The sequence below is a fragment of the Altererythrobacter sp. CAU 1644 genome, from assembly GCF_029623755.1.
GTDB lineage: Bacteria > Pseudomonadota > Alphaproteobacteria > Sphingomonadales > Sphingomonadaceae > Erythrobacter > Erythrobacter arenosus.
On the sequence record NZ_CP121106.1, the window covers coordinates 2816541 to 2832344 of the forward strand.

The following is a 15804-nucleotide window of genomic DNA, read 5'->3' on the forward strand; positions in this document are numbered from 1 at the left end:
CCCGCAAGGCGATGCATACCTATGGTGCAGTGGAGTCGGACAAATCGATGGGAATCCGTTCCCCCGTGACCGGTTGCGCAGGCGCGAGCAGGTCTTCCTCTCCTTCCTTTAGCGGAATGAGTTCGCTCTGGATCGATCGAACGTCGAGTTCCTGCACGCCGCCCTTCCCGCTGGCCGCATGGGCGAGCAATGTAAGCCCCATGGTGACCGGATCGGGGTCGATGGCCTCAACCGCCAGATCGGCAGATCGCATCGCGAGCTTCCGTTTCGAATCCTGCACTCCGACGTAATGGCGTTCGGTGTGATAACCTTCCTTGGAGATGGTGATTTCTCCCCCATCACCGGTCAGCAAGGGCAGCTTGCAAGGCGTTACGCAACGATTGCCTTGCGCGTTGGTCGCGAGCGCCCCGGTAGGATAGGTGGCAATGGTCACAGATTCGGCGGGAGCGAGCGAATGCCCCTTCACGAAGTAATTGGGCCCGCACGCAGCAACTGCGCTTGCCAGCAAGACCGGAAACACACCCCTCGATCGCATCTATCACCTCCCTGTAGTTGAGCGGAAAAAAGAGCGCCGAGCGCTGAACCGGTTCTGAACAATCCAGGCGATCTCGCGCTTGTCGCCGCAATGGAGCGGCGCTACGAGCAAAATCCATGGATGCGACCGCGTTACAGACCTTCACCTCTCCGGTAGTCTTGTTCTTCGTGCTTGGTCTGCTGGCTGCGTTTGCGCGGTCCGATCTCGCTATTCCCGAAGCTCTCGCCAAGGGCATGTCGCTCTACCTGATGGCCGCGATCGGCCTCAAGGGCGGGGTCGCGGTTTCGAAGTCGGGCATCGATAGCATAGTACTTGCCGCACTTGCCGCAGGTATCGCGGCGAGTTTCCTGCTCCCCTTCGTCGCCAATGCAGTCTTGAAGGGATTTGGGAAGCTCGACCGGATCAATGCTGGGGCCGTGGCTGCCCACTACGGATCCGTAAGCGTGGTGACATTCGTGACTGCGGTCGAGATCCTTGAAGCACAGTCGAAGCCGCCGGGCGGCTATATGGTCGCGGTCATGGCGGCAATGGAGACGCCGGCCATTCTCACGGGCCTGCTGTTGGCGCGCGGCTTTGGCAGCAAGGACGGACAGCGAGCAGGCGAATTGCTGCACGAGGTGTTCTTCAATGCATCGGTCGTCCTTCTGCTTGGCGCATTTGCTATCGGCATGATCGCCGGGACGCAGGGTTTCGCCGACGTAGCTCCTTTCTTCGAGGCGGGATTCAAGGGCGTGCTCTGCATATTCCTGCTGGATATGGGATTGATCGCAGCCCGGCGCATCATGGATGCCCGTGCGCTCACCTGGCGGTTGGCGGTGATCGCTATCGGCCTGCCGCTCGTTAACGGCGTGGTCGGCACAGCTTTGGGTACGGCGATCGGCCTGGATGTGGGCTCGGCTGCGGCGTTCGGAGTACTTTGCGCCAGCGCGAGCTATATCGCGGTTCCGGCCGCCATGCGGCTGGCATTGCCCGAGGCAGATCCTGGCATCTATCTCACAATGTCGCTCAGCATCACATTCCCGTTCAACATCCTTATAAATATCGGGCTGATAAGTGCGCTTGCATCAGCCATAGCCAGCTCGACAGGAGGCTAGCCATGATCGAGATGGTGACCCGAAAGCGGATCGAAATCCTCACCGACGTTGCCCTCGTCAAACGCGTCACCGACGCGATTGACCGAGCGGAAATCACCGGTTGGACCGTCACCCCGGTGAATTCGGGCAAGGGCCGCGACGGCCACTGGCGTGAGGAGCGAGTGATGGGCACCGACAAGGTCTTCGTCCTGACGATTGCACCCGAAGAGAAGGCAATGGCTCTGGCAGAAAACCTCGCACCCATTCTGACATCGCATGGATTGTTGCTGACGATGTGGGATGTAGAGGTAATCAGGGGCGAGCGTTTCTGATGCCCGAGTTCGCTCAACTGCTCGAAGGTTATCGCCGGTTCCGCACCGAAGGCTATCCGCGCCAGCGCGCCCGCTATGATCGCCTCGTCGCCGAGGGGCAGCACCCCAAGCTGATGATCATCGGCTGCAGCGACAGCCGGGTCGACCCGGCGCAGATCTTTGACGTCGATCCCGGCGAAATCTTCGTGGTGCGCAATGTCGCCGCGCTCGTGCCGCCGTTCGAAACCACCCCCGGCTTGCACGGCGTGTCGGCCGCGCTGGAATTTGCTGTGCAATTTCTCGAGGTGAAGCAAATTGTGGTGATGGGCCACGGCATGTGCGGAGGCTGCAAGGCAGCTCTCACTCGCGACCTGCACGGCAGCGAGCCCGGCCAGGGCGGATTTATCGCCAACTGGATCCATCTCCTCGACGATGCTCGCGACGAGGTGGCGCAAAGCCACGGTACCGATGGCCGCGAGGCGGAACGCGCGATGGAACTGGCGGGGGTGAAGGTCAGCCTTGCCAACTTGCGCACCTTTCCCTGCGTCAAGGAGAAGGAAGCGAGCGGCGCGCTCAAGCTGCGAGGCTGCTTCTTTGCGATTTCGGAAGGCGTGCTCCACGTTCTCGACGATGAGACCGGCGAATTTCGCCCGGCGGAATAATCCCTTGCTCCTTGCTGCGGCTGCGACCATCTAGCGCGCATGTCCGAGATCAACGCCAAGAATATCGCCCTGCTCATCGATGCGGATAACGTCGATCCCAATGGGATAGACGCGGTGCTGACTGTCCTGGCCGAACTGGGCCAGGTCAATATCCGCCGCGCCTACGGCAATTGGGCCAAGGACGCGCTCAAGCGCTGGGGCGACATCACCAACCGCTATGGCATCAGGCCGCATCAGCAATTCGACCTTACCCGCGGGAAAAACGCCACCGACATGGCGATGACGATCGATGCGGTGGACTTGCTCTACCAGGGCAAGGTCGATGGCTTCGGGATAATGAGCTCGGATAGCGATTTCACACCGCTCGTAACGCGTCTGAGGCAGGACGGGCACCCCGTCTACTGCTTCGGTGATGCCAAGACGCCCGAGGCATTGCGCACGGCCTGCACCCGCTTCATCGACATCGCTAAGCTGATCGGAGGCGACGATAAGGACGGCGCGGGCAGGCAATCCAACAAGGTCGACGATGAATTGATCGAATTGTTGGGGGGAGCCTGGAAAGCCTCGAGCCGAGACGACGACGGTTTCGCCAAGTTGCAGGAAGTGGGCCAAATCGCCGGCAACCGGTCGAGCTTCGATGTCCGCAACTACGGGTTCAAGCGGCTCTCTGAGCTCATGCGCTCGCTTGATCGTTTCGAGCTGAAGCGCGGTACCGACGACCAGCTTTACGTCAGGCGACTTCGCTAGGGCGGATTTGCACTTGAGCAAAAGAAAACGGCGCGAGCCTCGAAAGGCCCGCGCCGAAATTTCTCCAGTATGTGTCCGACTTAACCGCCGTGGCCCATTTTCTGGTGGACATAGGTCGACCACAGGCGGGCAATCGCAGCACGACGGCCATCGACCTTACCGAACGCCTCGAGCGCAGCATCGTACTTGCCCTGCTCGGTCAGTGCGATGCCGAGACGGGTCTGCGTCTGGGCAGCTGCGGCGCCTGGCATTCCGAGACCCTTGCGGTAGAATTCCTCGGCCTTGGCGTACTCGCCGTAGCTGAGGAATGCGTCGCCTGCGGCAATGACGGTGCGCAGGCTAGCCGAAGACGCTCGGGCGTCACGCTCCAGCGAGGGCAATTCAGCCCGGTCGGATGCAATGCGGCCCTTCGCAGTCTTGAGCGAGTCCGACACGTAGATATCGTCCTTGCTGACAAGGCCGCTCGAATAGCCCTTCTCAATAATCATCTCGACTTCTTTGGGCAGCTTGCGCGGGTCGGCAGCATCGATGAAGTCGATATACTCGACCTTGTTCTTCATTGCGTTGACGCGATAGCTGAGACGCAAAAGGTCGAGCATCTCGTCTGACTGGAAGTCGTTGAGATTACGGGCGATATTGACCGAGTCCCGCCAATTCGCTTCGCTCGGATAATCCGCCAGCCAGACGGCGATCACGTCGTAGACAGCCGGCTGAACCTTGTTGTTATAGGCGACCGACAGGCCGCGCTGATACCAGTTCTCCTCGACCGGCAAGCCCGCAGCCTTGCGTGCAGCAATCGCGTCGGTAAGGACGCGCACACCTTCTTCGTGGCGTCCTTCGGAAAGATACGTTTCCGCCATCGCCGCCTGCAAATCGGCAGCGCTCACGCGTTCATTAGCGTAGTTAGCGTCCATAGCCTTCTGCAGGTAAGCACGCGCTTTCTCATTCTGCTTTCCAGCATAAGCAAGCTGATAGGCGACGAAGTTGAACTGACCGGCCTGTTCGGGTGCTACCTTGCCGCTGCCCAACATCAGTTCCATACCCTGGAGCTGAAGCGTCTGATCCTGAGTCTTGACCCCAGCATTGTAGAGCAGATTGCCCGTCGCAAACCGCTCATCTGCCGACTGCGAAAGGGAAACGAGGGTAGGGAATTGGCCCTTGAGCGCTGCGAGGTCGGCACCTTCCGTGTTGAAAGCTTCCTCGATCGGCTTGTACGCCGCGATAAATTCCTTCGAATACTCGGACTTGGCTTTCTTTTCCTTCTTTGCAGCATGCGCGGGCTCGGCGAAGCCGGTAACACCGACTGCGGTGCCCATCGCCAGCGCCACGGCGAGTGCAAAGGAGGAGCCTCGCATCTTCGAGGCACGCTGTGAGGCAACGAATGAACGCATTTTAGGGTCTCTCCTGAAAACAATGGAACGGCGCCATGCAGGGCGCCGGAAAAATCGATTGCGCAGGTTTTATTGGACTGCATTCCCGCAATTTGCAATTCCACCTAGGTGAAACGGGCTGAACGAGCTTTGAATGGCGCGTTCAACTGGCATCTGCCTATTCCGCCTGAGGCGGGGCGGCTATATGTGGATAAAGCGAACAGAGCCCGGTTTTGTTCCGCTCGCCGAGTGGCGAAAGGGCTCCCCCTTCCCTACATTGGCAGGTGTAAACCAAGCCCCAAAAACAGAGCAGAAACGGCCAAGTTTTGAGCGACGAAACCGATACCCTGATCCCTGGTAGCCCGATGGGCGATTTCGAGCGCGTCGACATCGTCGACGAGATGAAGACCAGCTATCTCGATTACGCGATGAGCGTGATCGTCAGCCGCGCGCTTCCCGACGTTCGCGACGGCCTCAAACCGGTCCATCGTCGCATACTGTTCGCCAGCCAGGAAGGCGGCTTTGTCGCAGGTCGCCCTTACCGCAAGAGCGCCAAGATCGTCGGCGACGTGATGGGTAACTACCACCCCCACGGCGACGCTGCGATCTACGACGCCCTAGCGCGCATGACCCAATCCTGGTCGCTGCGTGTCCCGCTGATTGATGGCCAGGGCAACTTCGGCTCGATGGACCCCGATCCGCCAGCCTCGATGCGTTATACCGAAGCGCGCCTGGCCAGGGTGACGAACAGCCTGCTCGACGATCTCGACAAGGACACGGTCGATTTCGCCGACAACTACGATGGCTCCCGGCAGGAGCCGACCGTGCTTCCCGCGCGCTTCCCCAACCTGCTGGTCAACGGCGCTGGCGGCATCGCGGTGGGCATGGCAACCAATATCCCGCCGCACAATCTGGGCGAAGTGATCGATGGCTGCCTTGCCTTCATCGAGAACCCGGGCATCACCAGCGAAGAACTGTTCGAGATTATTCCCGGCCCCGACTTCCCGACCGCGCCGCTGATCCTCGGCAAGTCCGGCGCCCGCGCAGCCTACACGACCGGGCGCGGATCGATCCTCATGCGCGCTCGCCACGAGATCGAGACCGGGCGCAACGACCGGCGTTCGATCGTCCTCACGTCGATTCCGTATCAGGTCGGCAAGTCGGGCTTGGTCGAAAAGATCGCCGACGCTGCCAAGGAGAAGCGGATCGAGGGAATCTCGGACATCCGCGACGAAAGTTCGCGCGAAGGTGTGCGGGTCGTTGTCGAGCTCAAGCGCGATGCAACTCCCGAAGTGGTGCTCAATCAGTTGTGGCGCCACACGCCGGCCCAGGCGAGCTTTCCCGCCAATATGCTCGCGATCCGCGGTGGCAGGCCCGAGGTGCTCGCGCTGCGCGACATCATCCAGGCATTCATCCAGTTCCGCGAGCAGGTCATTACCCGCCGGACCAAGTTCGAGCTCAACAAGGCACGCGACCGCGCGCATATCTTGCTCGGCTTGGTTGTCGCGGTTTCCAATTTGGACGAAGTCGTGGCGATCATCCGTGGTTCGTCGAACCCGGCCGAAGCACGGCAGAAGTTGCTCACGCGCGACTGGCCGATTGGTGACATTGCACAGTATATCCGCCTGGTTGAAGCCATCGAACCCGATGCCGAACAGGAAGGCGGCACTTACCGCCTCTCGGAGCGCCAGGTGAAGGCAATCCTCGAACTCCGCCTGCATCGCCTGACCGCGTTGGGCCGCGACGAGATCGGTGATGAGCTCAAGGAACTGGCGGTTGCCATCGAGGAATATCTATCGATCCTCGCCGACCGCGTGAAGCTCTATCGCGTCATGCGCGAGGAACTCGAAGAAATCCGCTCGACCTACGCGACGCCGCGCGTCTCGGAAATCGCGCCTGCCTGGGACGGCCTCGAAGACGAGGACCTAATCGAACAGGAAGACATGGTCGTAACCGTCACCCATAGCGGTTACATCAAGCGTACCCCGCTCGACACCTTCCGGGCGCAGAACCGTGGCGGCAAGGGTCGCAGCGGCATGGCGACCAAGGACGAGGACGCCGTGGTCGAGATGTTCGTCACGTCGACCCACAATCCGGTCCTGTTCTTTACCAACACCGGCCGCGTCTATCGGCTCAAAGTTTGGAAGCTGCCCGAAGGAGGCCCGCAGACGAAGGGCCGCCCGATGGTCAACCTGCTGCCCTTGGGTGACGACGAACGCGTTACCAATGTCCTGCCCCTGCCCGAGGACGAGAACGAGTGGTCCAAGCTCAACATCATCTTTGCGACGGAACAGGGCATGGTCCGCCGCAATTCGATGGACGCCTTCACCAACGTTCCCACCAATGGCAAATACGCGATGGGCTTTGTCGAGGGTAGCGGCGATCGGTTGATCGGCGTCGAGCTTCTTACAGAGGACCAGGAGGTCTTCCTCGCCAGCGATGCAGGCAAGGCAATCCGTTTCTCTGCCACCGATGCGCGCGAGACCAAGAGTCGCACCGGCATCGGCGTGCGCGGTATGACGCTCAAGGATGGCGCCAAGGTCGTTTCGATGGCCGTGCTGGACGCGGGCGAAAGGGACACCGAGATTCGCGACGCCTATCTCCGCGCGGCGCCGTGGAAGGAGAACGACGCCGAACCCGCGATCGACGCCGAGAAGGTCTCGGAAATGGCCGAAGCCGAGGAGTTCGTCCTCACCATCACCGCCAATGGCTACGGCAAGATCTCTTCTGCCTACGAATATCGCACGATTGGTCGCGGCGGTCAGGGGCTGACGAATATCGGCACGCCCGAAAGCAACCCGGATCGCAATGGCCCGGTGGTCGCCAGCTTCCCGATCAAGCATGGCTCGCAGTTGATGCTGGTGACCGACCAGGCCAAGCTGATCCGTCTGCCGATCGATTTCCGCCACATGCTTGAGGGCGAAGATCCGGGTGGTTTCCGCATCATCGGTCGGACTTCTGCCGGCGTAAGGATCTTCAACGTTGCCGATAACGAACAGGTCGTTGGCGCCGCGTTGATTGACGAAACCGAAGAACCGGAGAATGATGCCGAAGAGGCGATCGCCGAGGAAATGGCGGGTCGCGAGGCACAGGAAACCACGCCCTACACCACGGCGCATTCTGACAAGAATATCGAGGGTGAACCGGGCGGCTAGGGAGAGATAGATGACGCTCACGGTCGAACCGTCCGACTCGAGCTGCGGCGCACGAGTGACGGGGGTCGACCTGTCGAGCGATCTCTCCCCTGCACTGACCGAGGAAATCCGCGCCGCCTGGCTCGAGCACAAGGTCGTCGCCTTCCCCGACCAAGGGGCAATGGACGACGACGCGCTCGAGCGCTTCACCGAGGCAATGGGCGGGTTTGGCGAGGATCCTTTCTTCGCACCGATCGAGGGTCGCCAGCACATTGCCGCTATCCTGCGAGAAGCCGACGAGCAGACACCGCTGTTTGCAGAGAACTGGCACAGCGATTGGAGCTTCCTGGCCCAACCGCCCGCTGGCACCTGCCTGATGGCGATCGACATCCCTCCGATTGGCGGCGACACGATGTTCGCCGACCAGGTCGCAGCCTTCGCCGCACTGCCAGAGGAGCGGAAGGAATACTTGCGATCGCTCACCGCCATTCACAGTGCCAAGCTCGCCTACGCGCCTGACGGTGCCTATGGCGAGAAGGATGAAGGCCGCTCCATGGCGATCCGGCCCGGCGAAAGCGCGCTCGAGACACAGACTCACCCGCTGATCCGGCGTCACCCCGAAACGGGCAAAGAAGCCATTTTCTCGACGCTCGGCTACATTATCGGCATCGAAGGCATGGATCAGGCCGAGGCCATCGGTTTGCTGGGCGAGCTGGCGCTATGGCAGGGCCGCGACGAGTTCGTCTACCGCCACCGCTGGGAGCCTGGCATGGTGGTGATGTGGGACAATCGCAGCGTGCTGCACAAGGCAACCGGCGGATACGAGGGGCACCGGCGCGAACTGCATCGCACGACCATCGCCGCCTGGGCTGGCTAGGTTCTAACCGTCCTCTTCCGCAAGCTCGTGACGCAGCGTCTGCACCACGCCCGTCGCGATCAGGAACTGCCCGCCGTAGTACAGCGGCCAGATCGCATATTGCGGGATGTCTCCCAGATCGACCGGGCCCAACTCGCTGAAGATCAGCCAATCGGATATTACGAACAGGACCGCCCCAAGGCCGACGCGGTAACGCGGAAAGCGGCTCATCCATGCGGTCGACGCCATCCCGCCAAGAGCGAGGCCGTAAAGCGTCACCTGCCAGTTATGTGAGAGCATCCAGCACACCAGGGGTGTTCCTAGAAGCAGGGCGACAGCCAGCATTTTCTGGCTGCCGGTCGTGTGTTGGCGCGGATGCTTGAGATAGAGGGACATCGCCGCGAGGTGCGACAGGAAGAACGCCGCCCCGCCTGCTTCGAGCGATAACTCGATGGCCATGTCGCCAATCGACGACAGAGCCATAGTCAGGCCGATCAGGAGAGCCGCCACGCCATGTCCACGGCGCAGAGTATAAACGGCGAGGAAGGCGACCCCTGCCCCCTTCAGCAGGATCAGCCAAAGACCGCCGATGGGATTGTCGCGCAGGAAATAGAACGCGATTGCCGCGGCAAGGCTCGCAAGCAGCCAGGGCCTGTGTTCTACCAACGCACGCTTGGGCATATGTTTTCCCTCCTTCGGCGCTCTTGGACTTGATGAATGGGGGGCGCAAGCACTAGGTGCGCAGCGCAATGAACATGTCCACCACACACGACGTCCACATTATCGGCGGCGGTCTCGCCGGAAGCGAAGCCGCTTGGCAGCTTGCCGAAGGTGGGTTCAAGGTCCGCCTGTCGGAGATGCGCGGGTCGGGCGACATGACCCCGGCCCACCAGACCGACGGTCTCGCCGAACTGGTCTGTTCGAACAGCTTCCGTTCGGATGACAGCGACAAGAACGCCGTCGGCTTGCTGCACTATGAGATGCGCGAGCTGAATTCCCTGATCATGGCTGCGGGCGAGGTCGCGCGCGTCCCCGCAGGCAGCGCCATGGCGGTCGATCGGGATGTGTTTTCGGCCGAGGTCGAAAAGCGCCTGCTCGAACATCCCAACGTCACCGTGGTGCGCGAACGGATCGACCGATTGCCCGAAGCCGGAATGACGATCGTCGCCACCGGCCCGCTGACCGCACAATCACTCGCCCAGAGTATCGTCCAGGCGACTGGGCAAGAACGGCTTGCATTCTTCGACGCGATCGCGCCGATTGTGCACCGCGACAGCATCGACATGGATATCTGCTGGATCCAATCGCGCTGGAACAAGCGTAACGAAGCCTCGAACGAAGATGGTGACTACATCAATTGCCCGATGACGAAGGAGCAGTATCTCGCCTTCCATCAGGGCCTGCTCGATGGCGAAAAGACCGAGTTTCGCGAGTGGGAGAAGGACACGCCTTACTTCGAGGGCTGCATGCCGATCGAGGTCATGGCAGCGCGCGGGGTCGACACATTGCGCTTTGGCCCGATGAAGCCCGTCGGGCTAGACAATCCGCGCGACACCACACCGGAATTTCCGCAGGGCCGCTGGCCCTATGCCGTGGTGCAGCTCAGGCAAGACAACAAGCTCGGCACCTTGTGGAACATGGTCGGTTTCCAGACCAAGCTCAAATATGCCGCACAGATCGAGCTGTTCCGTACCATTCCCGGCCTCGAGAACGCCGAATTCGCCCGGCTTGGCGGCCTGCACCGCAACACCTTCCTTAACTCGCCCATGGTGCTCGATCGCCAGCTACGGCTGCGGAATGCGCCGCATATCCGGTTCGCCGGACAGGTGACAGGCTGCGAAGGCTATGTAGAATCGAGCGCTGTTGGCCTTATTGCGGGAATGATGGCCGCATCCGAGTTGGCAGGACGCGAATGGACGCCCCTCCCCGCGACTACCGCGCTCGGCGCACTTCTCAGTCACATCACTGGCGATGCCGAGGCCGAGACCTATCAGCCCATGAACGTCAACTTCGGCCTATTCCCGCCGCTCCACGACGTGAAGAAGAAAGCGCGCAAGGAAGCCTATACCTCGCGCGCCAAGGGAGATCTGAAGGCATGGCTGGCAGAAACGGATCCAATCCCTGCCTAGCTCTCAGCAGCGGCAGCGAGTCCTTTTCGCGCTTCTCTTGGGTGCGGTGGTAGCAAACTCCTTCGCGTCGAGCTTGCCATCGCCGTTGGCGTCTGCCCCATCGAACCGTTCCACGGTCGTGACTGCCCATTCCTCGAAGGTGAGCAAGTTGTTGCCATCGACATCAAGCGCACGGAACCCGTCGCTGCGGGTCGAAAGCATTTCGTTGCGCGTGATCACGAGGTCGCGATTACGGTCGTAACGAAAGAAGCGGATCTGCTCGCGGGTCAACTGGCTCGCCTCGGGGGGTTCGGGGCCGGTCATATCGGTAGGATCGGTCAGCGGTAGCTCGTCTGGAGAGCGAGATGCCTCGACTTCGGGAGGTGGCGGAGCATTGTTCTCGACCTGCGCCACGCCCTGCCACCAATACAGGCCAACAGATGCGATCACGAGCCCCAAGAACAGTCCCAGCGCCATCCGGCCCATGCATATACCCCCTGACAAGTATCTCGAGAATAACGCTTTTCAGCGCCCGAGCAAGCCAACGCGCAGCGCAACTAGTGCCGCGCCACGCCCCTCCATCAATGGGTACCCCCCTCGCCTGAGCGCCCGTATTGCCAAGGCCTCCAGGATCATGATTCCACGCACATGGCGGGGCCGCCCGTTCTTCGGGCCATCCTCGGCCAAGCCTGCGGCAACGATCTGCAGCCTTTCCTCGTTCGAACTCGTATGCGCGGCTGCGTCCGCCAGCCCCCAGCGCCGTCCGGCCGATTGCAGCCGTCGCCGAAGAGCCTCGCCGGCCCCTGCATCCAGATGCCCCAATGGTGTCGCCCGCCCCTCCGCGAAGTCCTGAATTGTGGCCTGCGCAAGCTCCTCATGCGTTACCAACACCTCCCACGCGTCGACCAGCGCGATCAATGGATCAGGATCGACCCATTCGACTGCGATCGCATCGAGCACGGCATCTCCGCCCGGTCTTTGTTCCGGCGGTTGGGCAAGTTGGTCCCGCCACCACGCGAGGCGCATCTGCGCGAGCATCGGTTCGCCCGCATTGGCGACAATGCGACCCAGACGCCGATCAAGGCCGAAGAAGGCTGCCAACCGTCCGCGAATGGCAGGAGCGCAGTGAGCGATCGCCAATTTCTGTTCGGCTGGCAGTTCTTCCGTCTCGGACAGGTGCATGATCGCGGTAGGCTCACGTTAAGCGCGCCTGTCAAGGGCACAGGCTAGGAAGTATGGCCTTTTGCCAAGGGCATGGCCTGCCTCAGTAACCTCGCCTTAACCATGCCAGCTAACGATAAGCTCACCTAAACTTGTCAAATGCAGTGCCCGCATCGTCGTATTCGCAGGGTCCACACGCTTCATGATCAGGTTTCGAGATCTTTGCCGACGCCTAAGAGCCAGCAAGCAAGGCAATGCCGCTCTCTTGGTTGCCTTGGGCGCCCCGGCATTGATCGGCGGTACCGGTTTCGCCGTTGATACGGCGCAGTGGTACTTGTGGAAGCGTGAACTGCAGCAGGCGGTTGACCAGGCGGCCTATGCCGGTGCGCTGGCGCTCGCCAACGAGGACTCGGCCGATCTGTATTCGGATCGCGCAAATCAGGAATTCAGCGCCAATCTCTCGGTGACGAAGGAGTTCGCTTCGGACCTCTATATCGACATCGTCGATTACGCCGGGGGTGACGATAACAGCGTGCTTGCGAGGGCGAGTGCGACACGTCGCCTGCCCTTCAGCAGCTTCCTGACCGGGGGACCCGTAACAGTGTCCGCCACAGCCCAGGCCAGCTTTGCCCAGGGCGCAAGCTACAGCGCATGCATCGTCTCGCTCGCTGACGACGGAGCCGGGACGACCATCGGCGGCAACGCCTCCATCAAGGCGCAATGCGGGATCGCCGCGCTTTCATGCAGTGACGACGCGATCACCATTGACGGCAGCGCCACCGTCGAGACCGACATCATCGTGGCCTGCGGCAAGGTCGATGCGCCCACAGATCTCGATGACAAGGTTATCGAGGATGCCGACAATTTGGTCGACGAATATGCCGACCTCGAACCGCCGACGAATGATGCCAATCGCACCTACAACTGCACCGGCAAGGGCCAGAACAAGCAGGCCTCTCTCCTCCCGGGGACCTATGCCGGGCTGGTAGTGAAGTGCACCACGGTTCTGTCCTCCGGCATCTATGTCATCAATGGCGGCGAGCTCGACCTGTCCGCCAATTACAACGTCACGGGAACCGGCGTCATGTTCGTCCTGCGCAACGGCGCGCGTCTGAAGCTGGGCGGTAACGGCAACGGGAATTCGATCCGCCTTTCGCCGATGACGGCGGCCGATGTCGCCACTGCGGGATATGCCGATCAGGCTGACCGGCTTTCGGATATCCTGATCTTCGAGGAACGCGACAATGAACCGGCCGAGCCGGGCCACATCATGAACGGCAACTCGAACTCGCTGATCGAGGGCTTGATCTACATGCCCTCCGGCTCGCTCCGCATCAACGGCACCGCAGACGTCAGTTCGCAGTGTCTGCTGATTTCGGCCTATCGTGTCGACGTTCGCGGCGGAGCCAAGCTCGAAACACTTTGCCCGACCGACGAAGCTACCAATGTCGGATCGTCGAAAGCCAAGGTGAGACTGGTCGCATGATCGCCGTCACGCCCCGTTTCTTCGATCGACTTTGCCGTGACAGCCGCGGTGCAATGGCAATCGAAACGGCCTTCATCCTGCCGATCCTGATCGTGATGTCGCTAGGCGGGTTCGAGACAAGTCGTATCGTTTCGCGCCAGTTCGAGCTCCAGTCGGTCGCCGGTGAAGCAGAGGTCATCGCCATCGCCACCGCGAGCGGAGCGGAAACCTCCACGACCAAGCTGAAGAATATCCTCAAGGCATCGGCGGACCTCGATGACAGCCAGATCACGATCTCGCGTTTCTATCGCTGCAATGCTAATGCGCAGACCGTCAGCACTCCCGAAAGCTGCAATGAGGACGATGTCGTTACCGACTACGTTCGCCTGGTAATCAGCGACACATACACCCCGATCTGGACCGATTTCGGGGTGGGCAAGCCGGTCGACATGCAGGTCGAACGCACGGTACTGCTCCCGTGAGCGCAAGCCCTCTCCACCTGCGACTTCGCCGCGACGAGCGCGGATCGATCCTGGTCGAGTTCGCCATGCTCGCCCCCGTCATCATCATGGCGATGATCGGCGTATTCCATGTCGCGATCTACATGCAGAACCACAATTCGTTGCGGTCGGTCGCCTCCGACACCTCGCGCCGGATCATGGTCGAGTACCAGAAGGAGAACGAGCTTTCGGCCGGCGAGATCAGCGCCATAGCCCGCAGCATTGCGGTGGGGGCGCCCTATCTGCTCGATACCGATCAGCTCAAGCTCGACGTCACCGAGGAAACGACGAGCCGCGTCGAAGGTGCCACTGAGTACACTATCAGTCTCGCCTATCGGGGCGAGAGCTTCATGCCGCTCATCGATTTCGACGCATTCGAGATGAATTACGAGCGATCGATATTCGTCGTCTCGGAAGCCGATGCCGAAGAGGAAGAAGAAGAGGAGGACGGCTGACCCTCTAGGCCAGCCACCTATCCCTCTCAATCGCGATAACAGACCTTTTTCGCCGCCGCGACGATCCGCGGTGCATCGATCAAAGCAAGCTTCTCGAGGTTTGCCGCATAGGGTAGCGGCACATCCTCGTCGCAAACGCGCAGCACCGGCGCGTCGAGATGGTCGAAGCCATCCTCCATGCAGATCGCCATCACTTCCGATGCAATCGAGCAGGTCGGCCAGCCCTCTTCCGCTATGATCAGGCGGTTGGTCTTGGCCAGACTGTCGAGGATCGCCTGCTTGTCCAGCGGGCGCAAGGTGCGCAGGTCGATGACCTCGGCTTCGATTCCCTCGGCCGCAAGCGTCTCTGCCGCTTCCAGCGCGAAGCCGACCCCGATCGAGTAGCTCACGATAGTCACGTCCGAACCTTCCCGCATGATCCGCGCCTTGCCGATCGGCAGCACGTAATCATCAATGTCGGGCACATCGAAGCTGCGGCCATAGACCAGCTCGTTCTCGAGGAACACGACCGGGTCATCGCTGCGGATCGCAGCCTTCATCAATCCCTTGGCATCCGCGCTGTCATAAGGCGCGATAACAATCAGACCCGGTACCGAGGCATACCACGGACCGTAGTTCTGGCTGTGCTGCGCACCGACGCGGCTCGCAGCGCCGTTGGGTCCGCGGAACACGATCGGGCAACGCATCTGGCCACCTGACATGTAGTTGGTCTTGGCCGCCGAGTTGATGATGTGGTCGATCGCCTGCATGGCGAAGTTGAAGGTCATGAATTCGACGATCGGACGCAGGCCGCCCATGGCCGCGCCCGTGCCGATACCGGCAAAGCCATATTCGGTGATCGGCGTATCGATTACGCGCTTGGGTCCGAACTCGTCGAGCAGGCCCTGGGTGACCTTGTAGGCTCCCTGGTACTCGGCGACTTCCTCGCCCATGACGAAAACGCGTTCGTCGCGGCGCATCTCCTCGGCCATGCCGTCACGCAGCGCTTCGCGCACCGAAACCTGAGAGAAGCTGGTCCCTTCGGGAATGGTCGGGTCCGACTTCGGCTCGCTCTTGGGTTTCTCGGGCGTGATCGAGCCGTCCTTGTCGTCGCGGCCGACATCCTTGCCCTCACCCGGCACTTCAGCGACTGGCGCGGGTTCAGCCGCGCTTTCGCTCGGCGCCTCGACGTCGGAAGCATCTTCGCCCTCGCCCGCCAGCATCGCGATCACGGTGCCGACGGCGACATTCTCGGTGCCCTCAGCAACAAGAATCTTCGCCAGAGTACCTTCATCGACGGCTTCGAATTCCATCGTTGCCTTGTCGGTTTCGATCTCGGCAATGATATCGCCCGAGGTGATCGGGTCACCTTCCTGCTTGAGCCAACGTGCGAGCGTGCCTTCTTCCATGGTCGGCGACAGAGCGGGCATTTTCAGTTCGATCGCCAT

General features: G+C 61.2%; 16 protein-coding genes. 10 read left to right on the top strand and 6 right to left on the bottom strand.

Translation table 11 applies throughout. The annotated features are described in order from the left end of the window. Window positions 1-19: 19 nt before the first annotated feature. Complete coding sequence (locus P7228_RS14015) at window positions 20-535, bottom strand: hypothetical protein (RefSeq protein ID WP_278015851.1); 516 nt, start codon at window positions 533-535, stop codon at window positions 20-22. Between the two features lie 116 nt (window positions 536-651). Here P7228_RS14015 and P7228_RS14020 point away from each other — a divergent pair, with 116 nt between their 5' ends. The 4 genes from P7228_RS14020 to P7228_RS14035 are packed head-to-tail and all read left to right on the top strand — an operon-like array spanning window position 652 to window position 3328. Continuing rightward, window positions 652-1629, top strand: a complete 978-nt coding sequence (locus P7228_RS14020) for a sodium-dependent bicarbonate transport family permease (protein WP_278015852.1) — start codon at window positions 652-654, stop codon at window positions 1627-1629. A gap of 2 nt (window positions 1630-1631) precedes the next feature. Continuing rightward, window positions 1632-1940 (top strand): P-II family nitrogen regulator, encoded by a 309-nt coding sequence (locus tag P7228_RS14025; RefSeq protein WP_278015853.1) that lies wholly within the window; start codon window positions 1632-1634, stop codon window positions 1938-1940. Then, window positions 1940-2581 carry a carbonic anhydrase gene (locus P7228_RS14030; protein ID WP_278015854.1) on the top strand — a complete coding sequence of 214 codons (642 nt, stop codon included), beginning with the start codon at window positions 1940-1942 and terminating at the stop codon, window positions 2579-2581. Before P7228_RS14025 ends, P7228_RS14030 begins: the two co-directional genes overlap by 1 nt. Window positions 2582-2620: 39 nt before the next feature. Next, on the top strand, window positions 2621-3328 hold the full coding sequence (locus P7228_RS14035; protein ID WP_278015855.1) for an NYN domain-containing protein: 708 nt from the start codon (window positions 2621-2623) through the stop codon (window positions 3326-3328). Between the two features lie 80 nt (window positions 3329-3408). On the opposite strand, the gene P7228_RS14040 is transcribed toward P7228_RS14035, so the two are convergent. After that, entirely contained in the window at window positions 3409-4719 is a 1311-nt protein-coding gene (locus P7228_RS14040; protein ID WP_278015856.1) for a hypothetical protein, read from the bottom strand. A gap of 305 nt (window positions 4720-5024) precedes the next feature. Between P7228_RS14040 and gyrA the strand changes: the two genes are divergently transcribed. After that, on the top strand, window positions 5025-7853 hold the full coding sequence (gene gyrA / locus P7228_RS14045; protein ID WP_278015857.1) for a DNA gyrase subunit A: 2829 nt from the start codon (window positions 5025-5027) through the stop codon (window positions 7851-7853). A gap of 10 nt (window positions 7854-7863) precedes the next feature. After that, window positions 7864-8709: a TauD/TfdA dioxygenase family protein gene (locus P7228_RS14050; protein WP_278015858.1), complete on the top strand. Its 846-nt coding sequence runs from the start codon at window positions 7864-7866 to the stop codon at window positions 8707-8709. 3 nt (window positions 8710-8712) lie between these two features. On the opposite strand, the gene P7228_RS14055 is transcribed toward P7228_RS14050, so the two are convergent. Next, window positions 8713-9369, bottom strand: a complete 657-nt coding sequence (locus P7228_RS14055; RefSeq protein WP_278015859.1) for a lysoplasmalogenase — start codon at window positions 9367-9369, stop codon at window positions 8713-8715. A 68-nt stretch (window positions 9370-9437) separates the two neighbouring features. On the opposite strand from P7228_RS14055, the gene trmFO reads away from it, so the two are divergent. Beyond that, complete coding sequence (gene trmFO / locus P7228_RS14060) at window positions 9438-10817, top strand: methylenetetrahydrofolate--tRNA-(uracil(54)-C(5))-methyltransferase (FADH(2)-oxidizing) TrmFO (protein WP_278015860.1); 1380 nt, start codon at window positions 9438-9440, stop codon at window positions 10815-10817. Window positions 10818-10820: 3 nt separating this feature from the next. Here trmFO and P7228_RS14065 read toward each other — a convergent pair whose 3' ends face one another. Together P7228_RS14065 and P7228_RS14070 are read right to left on the bottom strand one after the other, a co-directional pair. After that, window positions 10821-11282: an EF-hand domain-containing protein gene (locus P7228_RS14065; protein ID WP_278015861.1), complete on the bottom strand. Its 462-nt coding sequence runs from the start codon at window positions 11280-11282 to the stop codon at window positions 10821-10823. 39 nt (window positions 11283-11321) lie between these two features. Further along, complete coding sequence (locus P7228_RS14070) at window positions 11322-11978, bottom strand: squalene/phytoene synthase family protein (RefSeq protein WP_278015862.1); 657 nt, start codon at window positions 11976-11978, stop codon at window positions 11322-11324. Window positions 11979-12159: 181 nt separating this feature from the next. Between P7228_RS14070 and P7228_RS14075 the strand changes: the two genes are divergently transcribed. From P7228_RS14075 to P7228_RS14085, 3 genes are read left to right on the top strand one after another with little or no spacing between them, the layout of a single operon-like run. Further along, entirely contained in the window at window positions 12160-13443 is a 1284-nt protein-coding gene (locus P7228_RS14075) for a pilus assembly protein TadG-related protein (RefSeq protein WP_278015863.1), read from the top strand. A gap of 53 nt (window positions 13444-13496) precedes the next feature. Continuing rightward, window positions 13497-13904 (top strand): TadE/TadG family type IV pilus assembly protein, encoded by a 408-nt coding sequence (locus tag P7228_RS14080; RefSeq protein ID WP_278015864.1) that lies wholly within the window; start codon window positions 13497-13499, stop codon window positions 13902-13904. Next, the gene (locus tag P7228_RS14085) at window positions 13901-14377 is read left to right on the top strand and encodes a TadE/TadG family type IV pilus assembly protein (protein ID WP_278015865.1); all 477 of its coding nucleotides are present in this window, start codon (window positions 13901-13903) and stop codon (window positions 14375-14377) included. Before P7228_RS14080 ends, P7228_RS14085 begins: the two co-directional genes overlap by 4 nt. Window positions 14378-14403: 26 nt before the next feature. Here the strand turns inward: P7228_RS14085 and P7228_RS14090 are convergent, their stop codons facing one another. Continuing rightward, window positions 14404-15804, bottom strand: a complete 1401-nt coding sequence (locus tag P7228_RS14090; RefSeq protein ID WP_278015866.1) for a pyruvate dehydrogenase complex E1 component subunit beta — start codon at window positions 15802-15804, stop codon at window positions 14404-14406.